The 19,272-nt window shown below is 62.0% G+C and carries 14 protein-coding genes and 1 riboswitch; of the genes, 4 read left to right on the forward strand and 10 right to left on the reverse strand.

The features are described 5' to 3' along the window. Nucleotides 1-9: 9 nt before the first annotated feature. The 7 genes from atzF to V7747_RS17595 all read right to left on the reverse strand — a co-directional run bounded on the left by atzF (nucleotide 10) and on the right by V7747_RS17595 (nucleotide 9,591). Nucleotides 10-1,812: an allophanate hydrolase gene (atzF, locus tag V7747_RS17565; RefSeq protein WP_335617310.1), complete on the reverse strand. Its 1,803-nt coding sequence runs from the start codon at nucleotides 1,810-1,812 to the stop codon at nucleotides 10-12. Beyond that, on the reverse strand, nucleotides 1,809-5,423 hold the full coding sequence (uca, locus tag V7747_RS17570; RefSeq protein ID WP_335617311.1) for an urea carboxylase: 3,615 nt from the start codon (nucleotides 5,421-5,423) through the stop codon (nucleotides 1,809-1,811). The genes atzF and uca overlap by 4 nt, the downstream gene beginning before the upstream one ends. 85 nt (nucleotides 5,424-5,508) lie before the next feature. After that, on the reverse strand, nucleotides 5,509-6,150 hold the full coding sequence (locus tag V7747_RS17575; protein WP_233049014.1) for an urea amidolyase associated protein UAAP2: 642 nt from the start codon (nucleotides 6,148-6,150) through the stop codon (nucleotides 5,509-5,511). 11 nt (nucleotides 6,151-6,161) lie between these two features. Then, nucleotides 6,162-6,878: an urea amidolyase associated protein UAAP1 gene (locus tag V7747_RS17580; protein WP_335617312.1), complete on the reverse strand. Its 717-nt coding sequence runs from the start codon at nucleotides 6,876-6,878 to the stop codon at nucleotides 6,162-6,164. A gap of 26 nt (nucleotides 6,879-6,904) precedes the next feature. Next, on the reverse strand, nucleotides 6,905-7,687 hold the full coding sequence (locus V7747_RS17585) for an ABC transporter ATP-binding protein (RefSeq protein WP_335617313.1): 783 nt from the start codon (nucleotides 7,685-7,687) through the stop codon (nucleotides 6,905-6,907). After that, on the reverse strand, nucleotides 7,687-8,505 hold the full coding sequence (locus V7747_RS17590; RefSeq protein WP_335617314.1) for an ABC transporter permease: 819 nt from the start codon (nucleotides 8,503-8,505) through the stop codon (nucleotides 7,687-7,689). The genes V7747_RS17585 and V7747_RS17590 overlap by 1 nt, the downstream gene beginning before the upstream one ends. A 57-nt stretch (nucleotides 8,506-8,562) precedes the next feature. After that, a complete protein-coding gene (locus V7747_RS17595; RefSeq protein ID WP_335617315.1) occupies nucleotides 8,563-9,591 on the reverse strand; it encodes a putative urea ABC transporter substrate-binding protein in 1,029 nt (342 codons plus the stop codon). A gap of 53 nt (nucleotides 9,592-9,644) precedes the next feature. Further along, nucleotides 9,645-9,746, reverse strand: a riboswitch (guanidine-I (ykkC/yxkD leader). A 591-nt stretch (nucleotides 9,747-10,337) separates the two neighbouring features. On the opposite strand from V7747_RS17595, the gene V7747_RS17600 reads away from it, so the two are divergent. From V7747_RS17600 to V7747_RS17615, 4 genes are all read left to right on the forward strand, one after another. Then, complete coding sequence (locus V7747_RS17600; protein WP_335617316.1) at nucleotides 10,338-11,573, forward strand: alginate export family protein; 1,236 nt, start codon at nucleotides 10,338-10,340, stop codon at nucleotides 11,571-11,573. A 37-nt stretch (nucleotides 11,574-11,610) separates the two neighbouring features. Then, nucleotides 11,611-12,996: a CmpA/NrtA family ABC transporter substrate-binding protein gene (locus tag V7747_RS17605; RefSeq protein WP_335617317.1), complete on the forward strand. Its 1,386-nt coding sequence runs from the start codon at nucleotides 11,611-11,613 to the stop codon at nucleotides 12,994-12,996. Between the two features lie 59 nt (nucleotides 12,997-13,055). Then, the gene (locus tag V7747_RS17610) at nucleotides 13,056-14,075 is read left to right on the forward strand and encodes an ABC transporter permease (RefSeq protein ID WP_335617318.1); all 1,020 of its coding nucleotides are present in this window, start codon (nucleotides 13,056-13,058) and stop codon (nucleotides 14,073-14,075) included. An 82-nt stretch (nucleotides 14,076-14,157) separates the two neighbouring features. Then, complete coding sequence (locus V7747_RS17615; RefSeq protein WP_335617337.1) at nucleotides 14,158-15,000, forward strand: ABC transporter ATP-binding protein; 843 nt, start codon at nucleotides 14,158-14,160, stop codon at nucleotides 14,998-15,000. Between the two features lie 9 nt (nucleotides 15,001-15,009). Here the strand turns inward: V7747_RS17615 and V7747_RS17620 are convergent, their stop codons facing one another. The 3 genes from V7747_RS17620 to V7747_RS17630 form a co-directional block, all read right to left on the reverse strand. Next, a complete protein-coding gene (locus tag V7747_RS17620) occupies nucleotides 15,010-16,125 on the reverse strand; it encodes an alpha-hydroxy acid oxidase (protein WP_335617319.1) in 1,116 nt (371 codons plus the stop codon). Next, a complete protein-coding gene (locus V7747_RS17625; RefSeq protein ID WP_092288421.1) occupies nucleotides 16,125-16,811 on the reverse strand; it encodes a Fe2+-dependent dioxygenase in 687 nt (228 codons plus the stop codon). The genes V7747_RS17620 and V7747_RS17625 overlap by 1 nt, the downstream gene beginning before the upstream one ends. Nucleotides 16,812-16,881: 70 nt before the next feature. Further along, nucleotides 16,882-19,131, reverse strand: a complete 2,250-nt coding sequence (locus tag V7747_RS17630; protein ID WP_335617320.1) for a TonB-dependent receptor — start codon at nucleotides 19,129-19,131, stop codon at nucleotides 16,882-16,884. Nucleotides 19,132-19,272 lie beyond the last annotated feature (141 nt).

Consider the following 19,272-nt stretch of genomic DNA (forward strand, 5'->3'; position numbering starts at 1 on the left):
CATTCCTGGTCAGCGCTGTGCCATATACGCCCGCCAGCCGCCCAGGGCGGAAATGTCAGTGCTGCCTGCGAGCCCATAAGGCTCACAGATGAAGCCGCAGACCCAACTGCCATCGGCAATCTGCACTTTGCCAATGCCCAGCGGCGCGGGTATGCCGGCAACAAAGCTGCCGAATTCGCTGCTGGGGATTGACCAGATTTCCACCTCGATGGCGACGCCGGTGTCCTCGTCGCGAATCAATCCCGGACGGAAGGGAGGGCCGCCGGCCAGGGCATACATCAGGTAATGCGGCGCGGTCTGTGTGTGACGCTTGAGCACAGCGCCGCGCTCGCGCAACTGCCAGTTTAGCGGCAGGCCATCCAGATGGGCGCCGCAAACCAGCACGTCAATGCAGTCTCGGGCGCCGACCGGCTGGCTGCTCAGCGCCGGCTGTGGCTGTTGGCTGCTGCCGGCGGGCAATGGCAGGTGCTGCTGCACACGGTTGGCGATTGACAGCAGCGCGCGGTCGCTGAACGCCGGGCCAACCAGGGTCACGCCGAAGGGCAGGCCGGCCTGGGTGAAGGCGGTGGGCACGGCGACCGAGGTCATGTCGACCAGGTTCATGTAATTGGTGTAGTAGCCCAGCTGGCTGTTGTGCAGGATCGGCTCGTCGAGCATTTCAGCGATGGTGAACAACCGTCCGGCGGTGGGTGTCAGCAGACAATCCAGCCCTTGCAGCTGGTCATGGCAAGCCTTTTTCAGTTCTTCCAGCCGATACTGTGCCTTGAACAGCGCAGTGGCTGGCGGCTTGCCGCCGGGGGCGATGATCTCGCGCACCACCGGGAAGATGGCCTCGGGATTGTCGTCGATCAGCGGCTGGGCGGCGAGGTAGCGTTCGGTCACCCAGGGGCCTTCATAGAGCAGCAGGGCGGCTTCGTTGAAGGGGGTGTAATCGATGGTGACCAGTTCGATGTCATCACCGCGCAGTTGCTCAAGGGTCTGCGCGTAGGCCGCAGCGTAGTGCGCGTCACCGAAGAACTGCAGTTGCTCGGCGGGCAATACGCCGATTTTCAATGGACCGCTGCGCAGGCCGTAGTGGCGGGCCCGGTTGTCGAAGGGGTTGGCGCGGCTGTAGCCGTCCTCTTCATCAACACCTTCGGCGCAGCTCAGCACGCTATTGGCATCGTCGCTGTTCAGGGCAAAGATGCTGATGCAATCCAGACTGCGGCAGGCTGGCACCAGGCCGCTGGCCGACAGCAGGCCGCGAGTGGGCTTCAGGCCGACCAGGTTATTGAAGCACGCGGGCACCCGGCCGGAGCCAGCGGTATCGGTGCCCAGGCTGAAAGTGGCCAGACCCTTGGCGACCGAGACCGCCGAGCCGGCGCTGGAACCGCCGCTTATATAGTCGAAGTCGAAGGCGTTGTGGCAGGGGCCGTAGGGCGAGCGGGTGCCGTTCAGGCCGGTGGCAAACTGGTCGAGATTGGTCTTGCCGACGGGAATCGCACCGGCGTCGATCAACTGCTGCACCACCTGTGACGACGCGCTCGGCGTATAGGCAAACGCCTCGCAGCCGTTGGTAGTGGGGATGCCGGCCAGATCAATGTTGTCCTTGATGGCAAAGGGCACACCCCACAGCGGTGTGGATGCCGGGTCCTTGTCTGCCAGTGCGTCGAGATAGGGCTGTTGCTCGGCCTCGCTGAGCAGATGAATCCAGATGTTGTGGTCAGCCAGCGCGGCGGCTTGCTCGCGGATGCCGGCCAGCAGTTGAGTCGGTGTCAGGCTGTTATTGGCATAGGCCTGTTTCAGGCCGCTGATGCTCATATCGATTGTCATGCGTTGTTCTCCTGGGCGGCGTCCTGCAATACCACCAGCGGTTGGCCGGCCTGTACGCGGCCACCGGCCTGTTGCAATACGTGGGTGACGACGCCGTCGCACGGCGCCTGTAAGGGGATTTCCATCTTCATGGATTCGAGAATCAGCAGGGTTTGCCCTGCCTTGACCTGATCGCCGACCTTGACCTCGGCCTGCCACAGACTGCCGGATACCGGGCTGTCGACACCGACGCTGTCTTCCGGCCAGCTGACATCCTCATCGCTGCTCTCCAGCTCTTCGCTTTCGAAGTTGAACTGGCCGTTGGCGTGCCACTGGCGGAGCTCTTCGGCGAAGGCGGCGTTGCGCTGCTGCTTGAAGGCGTCGATGTCGTCGGCGTTGTCGTTGATGAAGGCTTCGTGCTCGGCGAGGCTGAAGTGGCTTTCCTCGATGCGCAGCGGATAGCGGCCCTGCGGGAAGTCGCGGCGAATCTGCCGCAGCTCCTCGTGGCTGACTTCATAAAAGCGGATCTGGTCAAAGAAGCGCAGCAGCCAGGGCTTGCTGAACTCGCGGGTCTGGCGGTAGCGGTTCCACATCTGCAGGGTACGGCCGACGAACTGATAGCCGCCGGGGCCTTCCATGCCGTAGACGCAGAGGTAGGAGCCGCCGATGCCGACCGAGTTTTCGGCGGTCCAGGTGCGCGCCGGGTTGTACTTGGTGGTCACCAGACGGTGGCGCGGGTCGGTCGGCGTGGCCACCGGCGCGCCGAGGTAGACGTCGCCGAGGCCCATGACCAGATAGGACGCCTCGAACAGCACCTTCTTGACGTCGTCGATACTGTCCAACCCGTTGATGCGGCGGATGAACTCCAGATTGCTCGGGCACCAGGGCGCATTCTTGCGCACCGACTGGGTGTATTTTTCGATCGCCAGCTGGCAGGCCTCGTCGTCCCAGGACAGCGGGATGTGCACGATACGCGAGGGTACGGCCAGTTCGTTGAGGCGTTCCGACAGTGCCTGCTCGGCCTTGAGCAGGTGATCGAGCAGGGCGTCATGGCTCAATTGCTGGCTGTCGAAATGCACCTGCAGCGAGCGGATGCCCGGGGTCAGCTCACGCAGGCCAGCCACCGGGTTTTGCTGCAGCCACTGCATCAGCGCGTGGGCGCGGAAACGCAGGCGGATATCCAGCATCTGCTCGCCGTATTCGACCAGCAGGAAGTGGTCGCCAGCGGCGCGGTAGACGATCTCGTCACCGAACTGCTCGGCTGGCAGGCGCTTGAGAATCGGTGTGTCTACCGCCACCGGCTGCCATTCAACCGGCGTGGCGGCCAGCGCGTCGATCTGCTGGATCTGCGCCGCTTCCAGCGCGACCGCCTGCTCAATGCTGACCGGTACAAAGCGCACTTTGTCGCCGGCGCGCAGCTGGCCGAGCTTCCACAGGTCGGCGGTGATGACGGTGGCCGGGCAGACGAAGCCACCCAGCGATGGGCCATCCGGGCCGAGGATGACCGGCATGTCGCCGGTGAAATCGACGGTGCCGAAGGCGTAGGCGTTGTCGTGAATGTTGGAGGGGTGCAGACCGGCCTCACCGCCGTCTTCGCGTGCCCACTCCGGTTTCGGACCTATGAGACGCACGCCGGTGCGGCTGGAGTTGTAGTGGATCTCCCAGTCGGTGGCGAAGAAGCTGTCGATGTCCTTGGCGGTGAAAAAGTCCGGTGCGCCATGCGGGCCGTAGATCACCCGCAGCTCCCACTGGTTGCTGATCGCCGGGCGCAGCTCGCCGGGTACTTCGGCAGACGCAACCGGGCTGACACCTGCGCTCAGATGCAGCACGTCACCGGTGCGCAGCGCACGGCCGTTGTGGCCGCCGAACTGACCGAGGGTGAAGGTGGATTTGGAACCGAGATAATCCGGGCATTGCAGACCGCCGAGCACTGCCAGATAGGCTCGGGCACCGGCGTCCTTGATGCGACCGAGGGTCAGGGTTTGCCCTGCGGCAATATCAATCACCTGCCAGGCGGCAATCGGCTGGTCATCCAGCTTGGCGTCAATCGCAGCGCCGCTCAGCACGATCTGGCTGGCGCTGGCAAAACGCAGGGTTGGGCCTTGCAGGGTGATTTCCAGTCCGGCGGCGTCGGCCGGGTTGTTCAGCAGGCGGTTGCCAAGGCGGAAGGCGTAGCTGTCGAAGGGGCCGGACGGCGGCACGCCAACATCCCAGCTGCCGGTGCGGCCCGGAAAGTCCTGAATGGTGGTCTGGGTGCCGCCAGCCAGCACGTCGATGCGCGCCGGCTGGAAGCGGAAGCTGTTGAGGTAGCGGGTGGTGACCTCGCCAGCCAGCAGCGCCGGGTCGCGGGTCAGCGCGCGCAGGTAGTCGAGGTTGGTTTCGCTGCCGTACAGGCGGGTGGCGTCCAGTGTGTCCTGCAGCTTGGTCAGCGCGGCGGCGCGGTCTTCGGCGTGGACGATGACCTTGGCCAGCATCGGGTCGAAGTAGGGCGGTACTTCCAGCCCGGATTCGATCCAGTGGTCGATGCGGATGCCGTCACCGGAGGGGAAAGCCACTTCGCTGAGCAGGCCGGCGCAGGGCTGGAAGTCGCGGAACGGGTCTTCGGCGTACAGACGCACCTGAATGGAATGGCCCTTGGGCGCAAGGCTGGCGCGGCGCGCGTTCAGTTCAAGCTCCTCGCCGGCGGCCAGCCGTACCATCCACTCGACCAGATCAACGCCGAACACCTCTTCGGTCACGCCGTGCTCCACCTGCAGGCGGGTGTTTACTTCAAGGAAGTAGAACTGGTGACTGTCGGCGTCGTAAATGAACTCGACGGTACCGGCGTTGCGGTAGCTGACGCTGGACAGCAGCTTTTCAGCAGTGGCGTGCAGCTCGCTGCGGACCGAGTCGCTCAGGTTCGGTGCCGGGCATTCTTCCACTACTTTCTGATTGCGGCGCTGGCTGGAGCAGTCGCGCTCACCGAGTGCCAGCGCGTTGCCCTTGCCGTCGGCAAACACCTGCACCTCAATGTGGCGGGCGCGGGCGATGAATTTCTCCAGGAATACGCCGTCGTCGGCAAAGTTGCTGGCGCCGAGACGCTTGACGCTGTCGAAGGCACCGGCCAGTTCGTCTTCGCTGTGGCACAGCTGCATGCCGATACCGCCGCCACCGGCGGTGCTCTTGAGCATGACTGGATAGCCGATACGCGCGGCTTCTGCCTTGGCTGCCGCCAGATCGGTCAACAGATCGGTGCCCGGCAGCAGCGGCACATTGGCCTGCTCGGCCAGTTCACGGGCGCGGTGCTTGAGACCGAAAGCGAGCATCTGCTCGGGCGTCGGGCCGATAAAGGCGATCCCGGCGGCCTCGCAGCGGCGCACGAAGTTGGCGTTCTCACTGAGAAAGCCGTAACCGGGGTGGATGGCCTGGGCGCCGGTGTCGGCGGCGATGGCCAGCAGTTTGTCGACCTGCAGATAGGTGTCGGCAGCGGCGCCTTCGCCGAGGCTGTAGGCCTCGTCAGCGAGCCGCACGTGCAGGCTGTCGGCGTCGCATTCGGCGTAGACGGCGACTGAGCCGATACCCAGTTTGCGCAGGGTGCGGATGATGCGGGTGGCGATGGCGCCACGGTTGGCGATCAGAACCTTGTTGAACATGTCGCTAGCCTTTGCCGGGCCGTCCCAGGCTGCTTTGTTTACGACAGTGGCCGTCCACTGAAGCTGTGATGTCTCGTGGTACGGGTTACTCAGACCAAACCAGCAATTCAACTGGCGTCGGGTTGTAACCGTTGCACGGGTTGTTCAGCTGCGGGCAGTTGGAAATCAGGATCACCACGTCCATCAGCGCGGTCAGCTCGACATACTTACCAGCGCCGGAGATGCCGTCCTCAAAGGTCAGGCCGCCTTCGGCGGTCACCGGGACGTTCATAAAGAAGTTGATGTTGTGGGTGATGTCGCGCTTGCTGATGCCGTATTGCGGGTTCTCGGCCACGGCCAGCATCCAGCTGTCACGGCACGAGTGCATGCAGCGCTTTTCCAGGTCGTAGCGCACGGTGTTGCTTTCGCTGGCGCAGGCACCGCCCAGCGTGTCGTGACGGCCGCAGGTATCGGCGACGATTTCCAGCATCGGGTTGTTTTCGTTCGAGCGAATCACCGAGCCTGCGGTCAGGTAGACGTTGCCCTGCTCGCGGATGGTGTCGGTGGCGCTGTAGCGCTCGACCGGGTTGGCGGCGCTGAAGAACAGGGTGTCGGCGGCCTGATTGCCTTCCAGGTCCAGCAGGCGCAGGGTCTGGCCGGCCTTGACGATGCCGATGTAGTAATCGCCAGCGCCGATGGTGGTGCGGGAGAGGGCCTGTTCGGGGAGGCGGGAGCTGTGCTTGATCATGGTGTCCTCGCTTACTTGCCCAGGTGGTACAGGGCGTTGTTCTGGAAGCCGCGCTGATTTTCCGGGCGGAAGTTGCGACAGAAGTCGTCATCGCTGACCGGCGCGGCCTGGCTAAGCTCGATGCGCACTGGCGTGTAGGGGTAGCTGTCGGCGCTGCTGAGCGGGTGCGGGCAGGTGTGCAGCACGACCAAGGTGTCCATCTCGAAGCGCAGGGCCACCTGGCTGCCGGCCTGGCTGTGACCGGAGACTAGTTGCATGCGGCCTTCATCGTCGGTGGCGACCTTGCTGAACAGATTCAGGTTGGCGGCCATGTCGGCGCGGCCCAGACCGTACTTGGCCAGCTCGACCAGGAAGGCGTCGTAGCCGTTCTGGTGCCATTCGTTGCGGGCGTTCTGGTAGTCACGCGCGCCCCAGCGTTCGGCTACCTGAGCGGCGTTGCTGTTGCCGCAAACGCTTTCGTGCCAGCCCAGATCGTCTTCGACGATGGAGGCGAAGATGCGCCCCATGTCGGAGTACAGGCAGTTGCCGCGGGTCAGTTTGAAGGTGTGCTGGCCCTTCAGGGTGTCTGGTGCGTTATAGCGCTCCAGCAGGTTTTCCGGGTTGTAGAACAGCATGCCGACATTGGCATCGCCGGCCAGGTCGGTCAGGCGCACCAGGGTGCCCTTGCGCACGCGCAGGGACCAGTGGCTGGCGCCGGCGATTTCAGTTGTGTAGGTGTTCAGAGTCATCTGCCTTGTCTCCGTGATTCGGTGGCTCAGCTGGCGGCGTCGGCCAGCAGCGGGGCAATGGTTTGTTCGGTGGTCTGCGGCGCCGGCTGCCGGGCGCTATGGTCGATCGGCAGGTCGTAGGTGATGGTGGCGCCGTAGGCTTGCGGTGCGTGCGGGTCATGTCGCAGCTTGTCGAACACCCACAGGCGGGTGCCGAGGTGAAAGCCTTCCTTAATGTCGTGGGTGACCATGAAGATGGTCAGCTTGTGTTCCTGCCAGAGCCGCAGCACCAGTTCGTGCATGTCGGCGCGGATGCCCGGATCGAGTGCGCCAAAGGGTTCGTCCAGCAGCAGGATGCGCGGCTTGCCGAGCAGCGCCTGAGCAATCGCCAGACGCTGTTTCATCCCGCCAGACAGCTCATGCGGGTACTTCTTCAGCGCGTGGCCAAGGCCGACTTCGGTGAGGATGGCTTCGGCATCTAGGCGGGCCTGCTTGCGCTTGCTGCCGAACAGGTAGCCGGTCAGCCCGCGTTGGGCAAAGCCGACCGCCGCCATGACGTTCTCCAGCACGGTCATGTGCGGGAACACCGAGTACTGCTGGAACACGATGCCGCGGTCCGGTCCGGGTTCCGAGGCAATCGGCCTGCCGTCTAGCAGCAGCTCGCCGCTGCTCGGTGATTCGGTGCCCAGCAGCATTTTCAGGAAGGTGCTCTTGCCGCAGCCGGAGGCGCCCACCAGAGTGACAAACTCGCCTTCCTTGACGGTGACGTTCAGGCGTTCGAGCACCGGGTTGCCGTCGTAGCTTTTGCCGACGTTCTTTACTTCAATCATCAGTGGCCTCCTTGCACGTTCCAGGGGAACAGGCGACGACTCAGGGTGGCCAGCAGCCAATCGAACACAAACGCCAGCAGGGTAATCCAGGCCACGTACGGCAGAATCACATCCATCGACATATAGCGGCGCACCAGGAAGATGCGGTAACCCAGGCCGTCAGTCGAGGCGATGGCCTCGGCGGCGATCAGGAAGAGCCAGCCGGCGCCCAGCGACAGTCGTACCGCGTCGATCAGCTTGGGCATCAGCTGCGGCAGCAGCACGCGAACCATGATCTGGCTGGTGTTGGCGCCCAGGGTCTGCGCCTTGACCAATTGCTCGCTGGGGATTTCCTGGGTGCGGCGCTGCAGGTCACGGGCGATGAACGGGGTGATGCCCAGGGCAATCAGCATTACCTTGGACAGCTCACCCAGCCCGAAGACGATGAACAGCACCGGCAGAATGGCCAGCGGTGGAATCAGCGAGACCACCGTCAGCAACGGGCTCATGCTGGCGTTGATCAGCGGTAGGGCGCCGGTCAGCAGACCCAACGCTAGCCCGATGGCGGCGGCAATCGCCACACCCATGGCCAGGCGCTTGAGGCTGCTGGCCGTGTCCTGCCAGAACAGGTATTCGCCGGTGCGCTTGCTCGGCTCCAGCGCCATGCGGTCAATGGCGTCGCCCATCTGGCTGAAGGCCGGCAGCAGCTTGTCGTTGGGGTTGGCCTCCAGCCGCGCGTCGGACGCCACTATATACACCAGCAGCAACAGCACGAACGGCAGCAGTCCGATGAACAGCCGCGTGGCGGGTGCGGGGGACAGATTGATCAGTCGCTTCATGGTGTTTCCTTGCGGCGGAGGCTTTCGCCCCCGGTTAATTCAAGGCGATGGCTCAGCTCAAAGCTGGCCGTCGGCTGCCAGTTGCATGTAGCTGGGGTCAAAGCGCAGCTTGACGTTGTTGCTGTCGCCGTAGGTGCCGGCGGGCATCTCGACGCCGATGAAGCCGGCGTCCGGTGCACCCTCGCCCAGCAGACCGTGATCAAAGGAGAACTCGGCCACGTACTGCATGGTTTGCTGCAGCTTCGCGCTGTTGGTCAGTTGCAGGGCGGCGGCGGGGGTATAGAACATCTCGGTGCTGGCCAGCTGCGCCTCGTACCCGGCCAGATCGGTGCCGGAGGCTTCAGCCAGGAAGGTGCGCACGGCTTCCTCAGCCTGCATCTTCTGCATGATTTCGTACCAGGCACCAGTGAGTGCCTTGCCCAGTTGCGGGTGCGCTTTCAGGGTGTCGGTATTGATCACCAGCAGGTCGATGATCTCTCCAGGGATCTGCGAGGAGTCGAACACCTTGTGGCTGTCGGGCTGGCTGGCGATTTCGCTCAGCAGCGGGTTCCAGGTGGCCACCGAGGTGACGTCATCGGTGCCGTAGGCGGCGACCAGGTCGGCGTCGGAAGTGTTGACCACCTGCACGTCGGCTTCCTTCATATCGACCGATTCCAGGGCGCGGGCCAGCAGATAATGGGAGACGCTGAGTTCCACCAAATTGACGTTCTGCCCCTTGATGTCAGCCAGCTGCTGTTTGCCCTTGAGCACGATGCCGTCGTTGCCGTTGGAGAAGTCGCCGACGATCAGCGCGGTGCTGTCGACGCCGCCCGCGGCGGGGATGGTCAGGGCGTCCATGTTGGTCATGGTGCAGGCGTCGAACTGGCCGGCGGTGTACTGATTGATGGATTCGATGTAGTCGTTGATCTGCACCACTTCAATGTCGATGTCGTACTTGTCGGCCCACTTCTTGACGATGCCGCTTTCTGCGCCGTAGGCCCAGGGCATCCAGCCTACATAAATCGACCAGCAGACCTTGAAACTGTCTTGCGCCTGGACGGTGGAGGAAAGCAGAAGGGATAGAACCAGTGCTGAAATTTTTTTCATCTTGAACCTCTCATTCAGTGACACGCGGAGCACTCCTGGCTGTTATGCCAATCGTCTCCCGGGCTTTTGTCCCGCCGTGTAACCTTTGACTGAAAGGTCGAGTGCTCTCGGACCAGTCACTGAGCAGATCAGCCGGAACCCTAGCGCTCTATTTGCAAATTGTGTGTTGCGCCTGCTTTAAGGAGTGCGAACGCTATTTTCAAAGCAAATAGCAGACCAGTTTTAATAAGTCCGAGAGTTCACGCGCCCTGACGGCGGGCATTGCGGCATAACCGCGGAGCGAAGTGAGTTGCTTGTGCCTCATTTTGGGGCGCACGGGTGTATCTGCTCATTTATGGGGCGCGTGACGCCAGGCGGCTCTGCGGCGGGTCAGTGTCGGTCGAAAATGCAGTGGCAGAGGCGAGACTCGCATCGGCCTGCGGAGGGCGTAAAGCGAAGGTTGTTGAACAGCTCTGGATGCACACCGGCAGTGCGATGACTGCACAGTCTGCACTGGACTATGGCAGGGTCGCTTGGTCATGGCATCTGCTTTTTTCTAAAAAAACATAAAAAACAGTCAGTTGAAAACTGTGGCACAACGCTTGCTAAATTCTCCCTGACGCAGCGCTCAATGACTGGGCGAGGCGACAGACCTAGCAGAATCAATCACAGAATTTTCGGGCAAAGGCGTCCACCAACATACCTGTTCTCTACAGCTATGTTCGTGGGCGCCTTTTTTTGTGCGCGTTTTTCAGGAAAGGGTGCTCATGATCAAGCAAAACGGATTCAAGACAATCAACACCGCCAGCGTATTGGCCGCCTCTTTGGTGGCCTTCAGTCCTGCCGTGCTGGCGCAGGAAGTAACGGAAGCACAATCGCTGAAAGAAGCCGTCACCGAGGGCAAGGTCGGACTGGATCTGCGTTACCGCTACGAGTACGTCGATCAGAATGATGTGAGCAAGGAGGCCAACGCCTCAACGCTGCGCACCCGTCTCAACTTTGCCACCGCGCCTTACAAAGGCTTTGGCGCCTTTGTCGAATTTGATGATGTAACCGAGATTGGCGGCGGCAAGTACAACGATGCCACCGGGTTGCCCAGCGCCCATACCGATTACGCCGTAGTGGCAGACCCGGAGGGGACCGAGGTCAATCAGGCCTACCTGAGCTATGCCGGCGTCCCGGATACCGGCCTCAAGTTTGGTCGCCAGCGCATCATCTACGACAACGCGCGTTTTATCGGCAACGTCGGCTGGCGCCAGAACGAGCAGACCTTTGACGGTTTTACCGTCAACAACACCAGCCTGAGCGATACCACGCTCAACTATGCCTACATCTACAACGTCAACCGCATCTTTGGTGAAGACTCGCCCAAGGGCGATATCGACACCGACACCCATCTGGTCAACCTGTCGTATGCCGGTTTCGACTGGGTAAAGATCACCGGTTATGGCTACTTTCTCGATTTCAATGATGCACCAGCCGGCTCCAACCAGACACTGGGCTTGCGCCTGACCGGTGAGCCGGCTCTCGGCGAGAGCAGCAATCTGATCTACGCGCTGGAGTATGCGCGCCAGAGCGATTATGCCGATGGTCAGAACATCGGCGCCGACTACCAGCTGGCCGAGCTGGGCATCAACGTCAGCGGTGTGCAATTGCTGGGCGGCTATGAACTGCTGGGCGCCGATGACTCGGCGTTTCAAACTCCTTATGCCACCGGCCACGCCTTCAACGGCTGGTCGGACAAATTCCTGACCACCCCGGCCGATGGCCTTGAAGACCTCTATGTGCAGCTCTCGGGCAGCCTGTTCGGCGTCAAGCTGCAAGCGATTTACCACGACTTTTCAGCTGACCAGGGCAGTGCCCACTACGGTCAGGAACTGAATCTGCTGGCGGCGAAGAAATTCGGTGATGTGACGCTGCTGGGCAAATACGCGCGCTACGAAGAAGACGAACTCTTCGCCGAGACCGACAAACTCTGGCTGATGGCACAGGTTGCCTTCTGAGCCGACTGACTACCCACACTGCGAACGGAGATATCCCATGAAGCAATTTACCCGCAAGACCTTTGGTGCAGGCCTGTCGTTGGCTATCGCGCTCGCGGTTGGCAGCTTGCTGCCGCTGCACAGCGCCCAGGCGGTAGAAGGCCTGGAAAAAGAAGAGCTGAAATTCGGCTTTATCAAGCTGACCGACATGGCGCCGCTGGCCATCGCCTATGAAAAGGGTTTTTTTGAAGACGAAGGCCTGTATGTGAGCCTGGAGGCCCAGGCCAACTGGAAGGTGCTGCTCGACCGGGTGATCGATGGCGAGCTGGATGGTGCGCACATGCTGGCCGGCCAGCCGCTGGGTGCCACCATCGGCTTTGGTACCCAGGCCGATGTGATCACTGCCTTCTCGATGGACCTCAACGGCAACGGCATTACCGTGTCCAATGCGGTCTGGGAAGAGATGAAAAAGCACATCCCGATGGACGCTGACGGCAAGCCGGTGCACCCGATCAGCGCCGCCGCGCTCAAACCGATAATCGAGCAGTACAAGGCGGCCGGCAAGCCATTCAACATGGGTATGGTGTTCCCGGTTTCCACGCACAACTACGAGCTGCGCTACTGGCTGGCGGCGGGCGGCATCAACCCCGGTTACTACGCGCCGGCCAAGGGTGACACCTCGGGCCAGATCAATGCCGATGCGTTGCTCTCGGTCACGCCACCGCCGCAGATGCCAGCGACGCTGGAAGCCGGCACTATTTCCGGTTACTGCGTGGGCGAGCCCTGGAACCAGCAGGCGGTTTTCAAGGGCATTGGCGTGCCGGTGATCACCGACTACGAAATCTGGAAGAACAACCCGGAAAAGGTCTTTGGCGTCAGCCAGCAGTGGGCGGATGAAAACCCCAATACCCACATTGCCGTGGTCAAGGCACTGATTCGCGCCGCCGAGTGGCTGGATGCGGACAACAACGCCAACCGCGGCGAAGCGGTGAAAATCCTCTCGCAATCGGCCTACGTGGGTGCCGATGCCGAGGTGATCGCCAACTCCATGACCGGTACCTTCGAGTACGAGAAAGGCGACAAGCGCTCGGTTCCCGACTTCAACGTGTTCTTCCGCTATAACGCCACTTACCCCTACTACTCCGATGCCATCTGGTACCTGACCCAGATGCGCCGCTGGGGCCAGATTGGCGAAGCCCAGCCAGACAGCTGGTACATGGATATCGCCAAAAAAGTCTATCGCCCGGATATCTACGCCGAGGCCGCCAAGGAGTTGATCGCCGAGGGCAAGATTCCGGCGTCCGCCTTCCCTGATTTTGCCAGCGAGTCCGGCTTCAAGCCGCCGCAGTCCGAGTTCATCGACAAGGTGACCTACGACGGCAGCAAACCCAACGCCTATCTGCAGCAGTTCGAGATCGGCCTCAAGGGTGACGACCAGATCTGAACCGGGACAGGGCGGCCTACCGCGCCGCCACCCGACGCGCAACCGATGGAGGTGATCGCATGAGCAACAAACTGATTGGCTACATGGAGACGGCGGGGCTGTCCTGGATGGTGCCCATGGTCAAGCTGTGCAAAGGCGAAGACGTGCGCGAGCAGGCCGCCGATCTGTTCAACAAGGTGGGTTTGCCGCTGATCGCGCTGCTGGTGTTTCTGGCCCTGTGGTCGGCCGGCGCGGCGCAGGTAAAAACCAGCCTTGGCGTATTGCCGGGCCCGGTCGCCGTCTGGCATCAGGCGACCAACCTGTATGACGAGCACCTGCAGCAGCGCGAGAAAGCCGATGCCTTCTACGCGCGGCAGGAGGAGCGTAACGCCAAGAAGCTGGCCGCCAATCCGGACGCCGAGATCAAGTGGCGCGACTACACCGGCAAGCCGACCTTCATTGATCAGATTGGCACCAGTCTGGTCACGGTGTTTACCGGTTTTCTGCTGGCCAGTCTGATCGCCATTCCCTTGGGCGTGGCCTGCGGTCTGAGCCCCAAACTGTATGGCGCCATCAGCCCGCTGGTGCAGATATTCAAACCGGTCTCACCGCTGGCCTGGCTGCCGATCGTGACCATGGTGGTGAGCGCTGTTTACATCAGCGACGACCCGCTGTTTCAGAAGTCGTTTATTACCTCGGCCGTGACCGTGACCCTGTGCTCGCTCTGGCCCACGCTGATCAATACCGCCGTGGCGGTAGCCTCGATCGACAAGGACTGGATCAATGTCGGCCGGGTGATTCGTCTGAACTGGGTCACCCAGGTATTCAAGATCGCCATTCCGGCGGCGCTGCCGATGATCTTCACCGGCCTGCGCCTGTCCCTCGGGGTGGGCTGGATGGTGCTGATTGCCGCCGAGATGCTGGCGCAGAACCCGGGCCTGGGCAAGTTCGTCTGGGATGAATTCCAGAACGGCAGCTCCGACTCGCTCGGCCGCATCATGGTGGCGGTGATCACCATCGGCATTATCGGCTTTCTGCTGGACTGGCTGATGACCACGCTGCAGGCGCTGTTGTCGCACCAGAAGCCGGCCGGCCACTGAACCCGTTCCACACCAACGAATACGAGGTGACACCATGTCCGTCGTGCAAATGCTCAAACGCGAGCTGAATGTGGCAGAGAAAATGACCGAATCAAGCGACCAGCAGGGCGCACAATCGAGTACTGACCGGAGCCGCTGCTTCCTGGAGTTGTCTGGGGTCTCCATCGACTTCCCGACGCGCAAGGGGCCGTTCCGCGCGCTGAACAACGTCAACCTGAAGATTGCCAAGGGCGAGTTCGTTTCCATCATTGGCCACTCGGGCTGCGGCAAGTCCACGGTGATGAATATTGTCGCCGGGCTGGCACAGGCCACCGAAGGCGGCGCCATTCTCAACGGCCGGGAGGTCAACGAGCCGGGCCCGGAACGTGCCGTGGTGTTCCAGAACCACGCGCTGCTGCCCTGGCTGACCTGTTACCAGAACGTCGAACTGGCGGTTAAAGCCGTATTCAAGGGCCGCAAGAACAAGAAAGAGATGCGTGAATGGATTGAGTACAACCTCAAGCTGGTACACATGGACCATGCCATTCACAAGTATCCCTCCGAGATTTCCGGCGGGATGAAGCAACGTGTAGGGATCGCGCGGGCGTTGGCAATGGAGCCCTCTGTACTGCTCATGGATGAGCCCTTTGGCGCCCTGGACGCCCTGACCCGCGCGCATTTGCAGGACTCGGTCATGGAGATTCAGAGCGATCTGAACAACACCGTGATCATGGTGACCCACGATGTGGATGAGGCGGTGTTGCTGTCCGACAAGATCGTGATGATGACCAACGGCCCGTCGGCGACTGTGGGCGAGGTACTTGAAGTGGATCTGGCGCGGCCGCGTGATCGTCTGGCGCTGGCCAGTGACCCACGCTATAACCAGTTGCGCTCCGAGGTGCTGACTTTTCTGTATGAACGTCAGCGGCGCCCGGAAGGCACCTGAGCCTGGTGCTCAGCGCGGCAACAGGGCCTCGGCGGTAATATCGGCAATGGTCGGCGTGCCGGCCAGCGCCATGGTCACTTCCAGCTCTTCGCGCAGGATGCGCAGCATGTGTGCCACACCCAGCTTGCCGGCCACCGCTAGTGCATACAGCTGGGGGCGGCCGAGCAGCACGGCGTCTGCTCCCAGGGCCAGTGCCTTGAACACATCGGTACCGCGTTCGATGGCACCGTCCAGCAGCAGGCAAAAGTCCTGGCCCACACGCTGGCGAATCTGCGGCAGCATCTCGATGGGGCTGGGTACGCAGTCGAGCGTGCGGCCGCCGTGGTTGGAAATTACCGCACCGGCCAGCCCCATGTCCTGTGCGCGCTGCACGTCGGCGGGGTGCAGCAGCCCCTTGAGGGTAATTGGCAGGCGGGTTTGCTGCTGTAGCCAGGCGATGTCATCCCACTTGGGCACCTCGCTCATCATGCCCTGAAAAACGATGCTCTGGCTTGGCTCGAAGCTGGCGCTCGGCAGCGGCGGACGGTCCTTCAGGTTGACTGCTTCCACGCCGGGCGGCAGCACATATCCCGCGCGCTGCGCGCGGTTGCGAATGCCGTGCAAGGGGGCGTCTACCGTCACCATTAACTGGGTATAACCGGCCGCTTCGGCGCGACGCACCAGCTGCAGGGTAAAGTCTCGGCTCTGTTGCATGTACAGCTGGAACCACTTGGGCGCGCTGCAGCGCGCGGCGATGGCCTCCAGGCTGACACTCGACAGGGTACTGGCGACCATGCCGGTTTCCAGCACGCTGGCCGCCTCGGCCGTGGCCAGCTCACCTTCGGGATGCACCAGCGTCTGAAAAGCCACCGGGGCCAGCAGCACCGGGTGGCGCAGCCGCTCACCCAGTACCTGGGTATGGGTGCCGCCTGCGGTGCAGTCGACCAGGGCGCGCGGCAGTATCTGCAATGCATCCAGCGCGTTGCGATTGCGCTTCAGGCTGAGTTCATCAGCGCCGCCGCCGGCGATGTATTCCATTACCGGGTGCGGGATAAACGTCGGGGCGTAGCGCGCGTAATCGGCCACGCTGACCAGATCGGCGGGAATGGCGCTCAGCGGCGCACGCGGGGTCTCGGGTGCAGACATCAGGTATCCGCCCATTGACGAATCAGGTTGTGATAGATGCCGGATAGCCGCACCACCTCGTCGTGGTGGGCGCCCAGTTCGCTGGTCAGCGCCTGTACGCTTTGGTCCAGCTCGAACAGGGTCTCGCGCTGCTGGTTGTTGCGCACCATGCTCTGCAACCAGAACACCGCACAGGTTCTTGCCCCAGTGGTCACCGGGGTGACGCTGTGCAGGCTGGTAGACGGGTAGAGCACCAGGTCACCGGCGTTGAGCTTCACGCGCTGGGCGCCGTAGTTGTCTTCAATGACCAGTTCGCCGCCCTCGTACTCCTGCGGGTCGCAGAGAAACAGGGTGGCCGACAGGTCAGTGCGAATCGGGTTGGGGTTGCCGGGTACATAGCGAATCGCGTTGTCCACGTGCAGCCCGTAGGTTTCGCCGCTGCGGTAACGATTGAACATCGGCGGAAAGAGTCTCAGCGGCAGGCCCGCCGAGATGAAAGTGGGGTGTTGCGAGAGGGTGTTGAGAATGATGTCGCCCAACTGCTGCGCCAGTTTGCTGTCCAGCGGCAGTTGCTGGTTCTGCTTGACCTGACGGGCCTGGCCACCGGCCGTGGCGTTGCCGTCCTGCCAGTCGGCGCAGTTGTCCAGATGGCTGCGGATCTTGCCGACATCCTCGGCGCTGAATACGCCTGCAATCGGAATAATCACATTCATTCCCCTGACAATAGAGCGGCGGCGAAGTTGTCCTCGCCGCCGCTGGTTTCAGCCTGATGTGCGCTTAGAACTTGTAGCGTGCCGTCAGCTGAGCGTTACGGGCATCACCCTTGTAGACGATACTGCCGCCACGGTAAACCGCGGTGTAGTAGTCCTCGTCGAAGATGTTCTGCACATTCGCACGGAGATCGAACTGCTCGTTGAAGCGATAGCTGGCGAACAGGTCGTACACGGTGTAACCGTCGAGCTCGATATTGCCGTTGGCGCCGGCATCCGGCTGGCCGCCGTAGATTTCGCTGGAGTAGGTCACTACGCCACCGAATCCGAAGGCGGGCGTCAACTGGTAACGCAGCTGCGCGTTGGCGCTCTTCTCGGCGAAGTTGGCCTTGGGCAGGCCTTCGTTGGCCGAGTTAAAGGATTCCAGGGTCTCGGAATTCATTACCGCTGCACCAATCTGGCCGCTCAGTTTGTCGGTGATGTTGCCAGCCAGTCCCAGCTCAACCCCGTGAACGCGGTTCTTGCCGGTGTTCAGGCTACCGCCGGTCTGGTAGGAGTCGTTACCGCCTTCGATCACGTCGTCCTTGGTGGTCTGGAATACTGCTGCGGTCAGCAGCAGGCGATGATCCAGCAGGTTCCACTTGGTACCCAGTTCCCAGTTGGTGGATTGCTCAGGTTCTGCCTGGGCGTAATTACCTGCATCGTCGACGCAGAGGCCGCCATAACCACAGCTGGCAGCGGCATCGGCTTCGCCGCCATTGATGTTGGAAGAGGTACTCCAGCTGAGATAGACGTTACCGTGCTCCCAGGGCGAATAGACGACACCCAGGTGGCCGTTCCAGAAACCGTCGTCGTACTCGTACGAGGCTGCCGGAATGATCACACCGCCGCGGCCGGTGCGTTCTGCGGTATCCAGGGCGTAATCGAAGCGGTCGTAGCGCACACCACCAAATACTTCCCAGTCGTCGTTGAGCGTGACCGTGTCCATCACGTACGCAGAAAGGGTTTCCAGCTCCAGATCGCTTTGCTTGTCGCTGCGGCGCGTGGTGCCGCTCCAGGCGTTGTTGTCAGGGTTGTAGGGATCGACAACGACACTGCTGGGGGTCGCAGAATAGCCGCCAGCATCGGTTTGCTCGTTGGCGTACTCGCCGCCGACGATCACGGTGTGGCGTACATCGCCCCACATCTTATCGATCGTGAGGTTGGTCTGGTTACCGAGGTAGTCATTCTCCTGCCAGCCGCCAAAGCTGCGGGTGCCGCCGCTGCGCGAGCTGTAGGCAGTGACGATATAGCTGTTCTCGGTTGAGCCGACCCGGCTCTTGTTTTCCAGCTTGACGCCGTCGCCCAGCTCCCACTCGAAGCCCAGGGTGAAGATGTCAGCACCAGTCTCCTGAAAGTCCAGCCCACTCTGACCAACGTACTTGGCGTCGTCATCCGGCTTGCCATTGTTCATGAAGGTGCCAGGATCGGTACGATCATCACTGCGAGCGTAGTAGTAATCCGCCAGCACCTTGAACTCATCCAGCGGCTGGTAAACGCCGGACAGCAGGGCGCCTTCGCGGCGCTTCTCGGCAGGCGCGCGGTCGGGCACTTCGGCTTCGGTGTACAGGCCGTTGAAGCGAATCGCCAGCTCATCGGAGAGCACCTTGTTGGTGTCCAGGGTGTAACGCTGGAAGGCATCGGTGCCCAGGCCGCCTTCTACCGTGGTGAAGTCGTCCCAGATATTGGCTTTCTTGGTCACGCTGTTGACCGCGCCGCCGGTGGAGCCGCGGCCGGCAAAGGTGGAGCTGGGGCCTTTGGCGATTTCGATCTGCTCCAGTGCGAAGGTTTCGCGGGTGATCAAGCCTGGGTCGCGCAGGCCATCGGTGTAAATGTCGCTGCGCGCTTCATAGCCGCGAATGATGTAGCGGTCGCCAAAGGAGTTGCCGCCTTCGCCGGTGCCCAGGGTGATGCCCGGTTGGGCGGCCAGAATGTCTTTCAGCTCGGTTTTGCCGGAGTCTTCGATGGCGCTTTTGGTGATGACCGTCATGGTCTGCGGGGTATCGGCAATCTCGCGGGTATGACGGCTGTCAGACAGTACGCGGGCCTTGTAGGGCGCTGCTTCTTCGGCGTATGGGTTGGCTTCGGCCTGGATGCCGGCGTCTTCAATTACCAAGGTGTCGAGGTTCACCTCTTCATCAGCGGCGTGCAGTTGGCCGACCATGGCGCCGGAAATGGCCAGTGCCAGTGAGGTCGCCATAACGCGATGACCAGGGTGCTTGCGCAGGGTCAGTTCAGTGTTGGTGGCGCCTGCGGCGGTACGTAGGGTTTGTGACATGCTCTCTTTCCTAGCTGGTTGGTTCCCTGGCTCATCCGGACGGCGCCCACTGCCTGCTCTCTGTCGGAGCGGTCAGGGGCCGGGTTGGCCTGCGGGCGGGGCCGCGATTCTTGGTTTCTGCTTATCAGGCTGGTTTATTGT

It is taken from the genome of Halopseudomonas sp. (assembly GCF_036960865.1).
Taxonomy (GTDB): Bacteria; Pseudomonadota; Gammaproteobacteria; order Pseudomonadales; family Pseudomonadaceae; genus Halopseudomonas.